This window comes from Moorena sp. SIO2C4 (genome assembly GCF_010672485.1).
GTDB classification, from domain to species: Bacteria; Cyanobacteriota; Cyanobacteriia; order Cyanobacteriales; family Coleofasciculaceae; genus Moorena; species Moorena producens.
Window position 1 is genome coordinate 1 of sequence record NZ_JAAHGN010000708.1, and the last position, 3984, is coordinate 3984.

General features: G+C 43.6%; 3 protein-coding genes. All 3 read right to left on the reverse strand.

Going from position 1 to position 3984, the window contains the following annotated elements:
* Nucleotides 1-1202 (reverse strand): hormogonium tapered terminus morphoprotein TftA (gene tftA, locus F6K20_RS27595; RefSeq protein ID WP_287296807.1); only part of this gene is annotated, 1202 nt, incomplete at its 3' end.
* Between the two features lie 233 nt (nucleotides 1203-1435).
* Nucleotides 1436-2542, reverse strand: coding sequence for a peptidoglycan-binding protein (locus F6K20_RS27600; RefSeq protein ID WP_008188316.1), 1107 nt, complete (start codon nucleotides 2540-2542; stop codon nucleotides 1436-1438).
* 606 nt (nucleotides 2543-3148) lie between these two features.
* Nucleotides 3149-3984: TauD/TfdA family dioxygenase (locus tag F6K20_RS27605; RefSeq protein WP_287296808.1), on the reverse strand; the 836-nt coding region annotated here is incomplete at its 5' end.

A 3984-nucleotide genomic window follows, 5' to 3' on the forward strand; every position in this document is an offset into this window, starting at 1 on the left:
ACATAGTCAAAACGAGGGTCTACTATCGGGGGCTCGTTAATCATATCAGTACTGGCATATGCCTTCAGGTGCTCAATGTGAGCTTTAACTCCTGTTTTCGGGTCAGGAAATGTAGCACCAGCAGCACTAGCCTCAACAGTACCCAATCCACAGAAGTTATTCTGCTCAGGTTTGACCTTCCCTCCAAAGCGTAAATAATCGGTTTCCAAACACATCTGACAGAAGGCAACATCGTGGTTAACTAACTCATTTTCCGCTTCTTCTATGTAAAGTCTGGGTAAGTCAGGAAATTGTTTTAAACCGTCTTCATTGTTTTTCTCAAGAAAGCTTTTCAATTGGCTTTCCGTGGCATTTCCCATCCCCATAATTTGGTCACCATCTTCCAGTAAGGTGCGGGGAAGTGAATTTAAAATTACAGTTTTTGTCTGATTTTCCCAGGATGCAGCTATATTAAAATCCTGTAAGTCTACCGCTTTGACATAGACAACATTTCCATAACTGATTTGGCGAATATCTTCCCGATCAGTTAGGCTAATCCCGAGCATTTCCACTAAATCAACGGGAATAAAGGCATTGCTATTAATTAAAATACCTTTTTCGTCATACTTCTGTTGTTTAATAAAGATATTGATAGTAGGAAATTCAGGAGTTTTTGGAGTCTGACCGCTCCATTGAATTAACCCTTGAGCAATCCCTTTGGCAAATTTTTCCCGCTGATTTTGCAGTAACTCTAGGTCTTGAGGATTGTCGATAAAACACAACTGCATGAGTACCGAAGAGACTGCTACCTGACGACAAAAGGATAAGCCACGCCGATTTGGAGAGTGGATATCGGGTTGAACGCCACGACTGGGAAGTTCAGGAATTTCTTGGAGTAAGGCATTCAGTAAGAGCTGAGCATCCAGCTGCCTTTCATCGTTACCATAGATGTAAAAAGCTTGAGCCCCTCGCAGGGAACCGTTAAAGGCATTACCATGGATTTCCAAGGCTACGTCACCAGGCACAGCATTGGTATTGATCCATCGAATCGTGTCTCGACGACTGAGAGAGTCAGGAACAACAATACAATCTACTCCCCGTAATTCAAGCTCTTTAACAATTTCATTACGGGTAAGTATCATTTCCCGAGATTCTGTTGTGCCTAAAGCCACTACTCCCGGGTCTTTGAGGTCATGACCAGCGGAAATTAGAATACGTGCCATGGGTTGGTCTCTTCTCCTTAGTTTACCGTTTTTTGGTCGGAAAATAATTCGGTAGATAGCTTTAAAAAGTCGTGCTAATAGCTTACGCATTTCGCATTTAAATTGTCAGTTACGGAGAAACAATCAATGAAACAATCAATGATGACTTAGGAATGATGAATACCTCTGGAACTTGTGAATGAATGATACATTGTTTTGCCATTGACCATTGGGTTAGGGTCAATGGTTCTCGATTAAAGTCCCATCTTGGCACGGGTTGCTGGGCCGACAACTCCATCTACATCTAAGCCGTTTTGTTCTTGGAACTGCTTTACAACTCCCTCACTACCTGGTCCATAGACACCATCCGGCTCCAGACTATAGCCTGCTTTGGCCAAGGCTTGTTGAATAGCACGTACGTCTTCTCCCTTCATGTAAGGTTGGCTTAGGCGCAGTACCCGAAATTGTATTGACTTGTCAGATTCGGTCTTGGGGGGTACCGAGATCGAAAACCCTTCTGAAAAACTATTGTTTAGTCGTCTCTCGGTTGATGGTCCGTAGGAACCATCTTCGGCAATCCGGTCATTGATATTATAGCGGTTCCAAACTCGCTGGAATGCCCGCACTGCTAGGGAGCGAATGTCTCGGGTCCGTCCGCCTACGTAGTCGAAATGAACTGGGTCCCCCCAACCGAGCCATCGCCAGCCGTACTTCTGGAGGTAAGGTCGCCAGCTCAGGTAATCTGAAATATCAATGGCTAGACCACTTTGGTGATTACTTCGAGACGGACGGGCAGCAATGGGAATACCGCAACGGCGATTTCTGTAGTGGTTATATAACACTAATTGCTGGGCAATGGTGCGATAGGCTGAATTGATTACCATGGGAACGCCCCGGTCTTGAATAGCACGTTCGAGGGCTCTTTTGGCAGCGGGTTGCAGCATAGCCCAGACAGCAGGACCTAGTTCCACATCTAAATCATCAAAACTGATTAGTACATTCGGGATGAGTCGGTTCATTTCATCAATAATCTGTTTGTCTAGCCCCCGAACCACTTCTGTGGAGCAGGAGGTAACATTCCTGACCTTGATGGATATTTTCTTAGGGAACAACTGCTTGTCGTCATCCCAAACTTCCACATGGGGTTCGTAGACGTACCAGGTATTCTTGCCATTAAATTCATCTTTGGTCAAAGCAACCCGCAGGTAAGACTTCTCTTCTTTGAGGTCTACCCAGCTGTGCAGCTCTAGTTCCCTGCCTTTTTTGACCCAAACTTTATCCTCTTCATTTTCGATCTTCTGGCTGGGTACAGGTTGCTGTTTTAGGAAGGTATCATGTACGATTTTCAAAGATAAGACCATCAGTTTCCCTCATAGATGAAATGGTGGCAGTAGTCGTGATTGGTGAGTCGTGATTGGTGAGTGGTAATTGGTGTTTGTCACTTAAAGTAAACTCCTGCCTAGGAGGAGTGATTAGGACGTTTCAAGCTAGCTGTTGTTAGCCCTACCAAACTCAAGACTCTTCCACTATATATTCATATTCAATACTAGAGCCTGGGATTACGGCCAAATGTTTGACAAAATTGGGCAGAATCCTCCGCTTATAACAGTTAGAGTCAAGAGGATATTAATGTCCTTGGTTAGTTCGACAGGAAACAGCTAATGACTGGGTTACCATGCCCAATCCCTGTTAATGCAATCAGCATCTCACCCTTAAGTCATATTATGTCTGCTTTAACAATTCCTCGGAAAGGTATAGTAAAATCAGAGGGTAAAAATTTTTTTCGCTTGTGCCACTTTAATAACTGGCATATTATTTAGTAACAAATTACTAATTTGTGATACTCAGCAACTATTATAATAGTTAGGGCGCACGTTTGTGCGCCCTAAAAATAGCTTTAATTTTCTGATGCAAGCGCTGTCTGTTGTTTACAGCGCTTCACTTCCCATCGATTAAGATTATGCATCTCAAACATAGCGATCTGCGAGAATTTCCAAAGCACGGTCTGAGCATCCCATTAACCACAGGTTTGACATCCCAGTTTTCTCCCCTAGCAAAATTCGCCGTCTACAGCGGAAGGTTTCTTCCTCCAAGTAGGCTCCTAGCAAGGTTCGTTTCAGGAAAGGACTCCAGATACCAGTACGTCCATGGAGCACTCGCCAGTTGTCAACTACTAACACCTGTCCAGGAGTCAGTAGAAATTCGGCATTATAGTCAGGATCTTGTAACAGTTGGGAAAATCTTCGGTAGGCTGTCAATAGGTCTTGAATCTTATCGTAGGAAACTTCTAGAGGTATCCTGGTGTTGTGGTTATACCGAATCTGATAAACTTCTCCATTTTCATCTAAGTTAATTAGATGATTACGTCGATAAGCTTCCCATTCGTATTTTCGGGGGCTGAAATCATTTTCCGATAGTTTCTCTTCTACAGAGAGTCGCCGACGACCTGCTGGTATATATTCTGTGGTAAGTAGCTCAAAGAAGTAGGGGTTTTCTGTTTTGATTACCTCTGCTAATTTGAAACCATCAACGACGGTAGAATAGGCTTGTCTGTCGTTATCCGGGTTGTCGTAGAGGGTACATTGCAGATATTGGATTCCAGTGGGAATATCGAAGGCAGTAACGTCTGTATGATTTCTTAAACGCCCCAATTGATAAGAGTGTTGGATAGCTTGAACAACTGTGTTTTGTCTATCCATAGTAAATACATTGGTGGGATGATAACGTTGCCGTAAAGGCCCCACCCGTTCCACCAATGCCCGAAAGCTTTGTTCGTCATTTGGAGCATTCTCAATTATTGCTA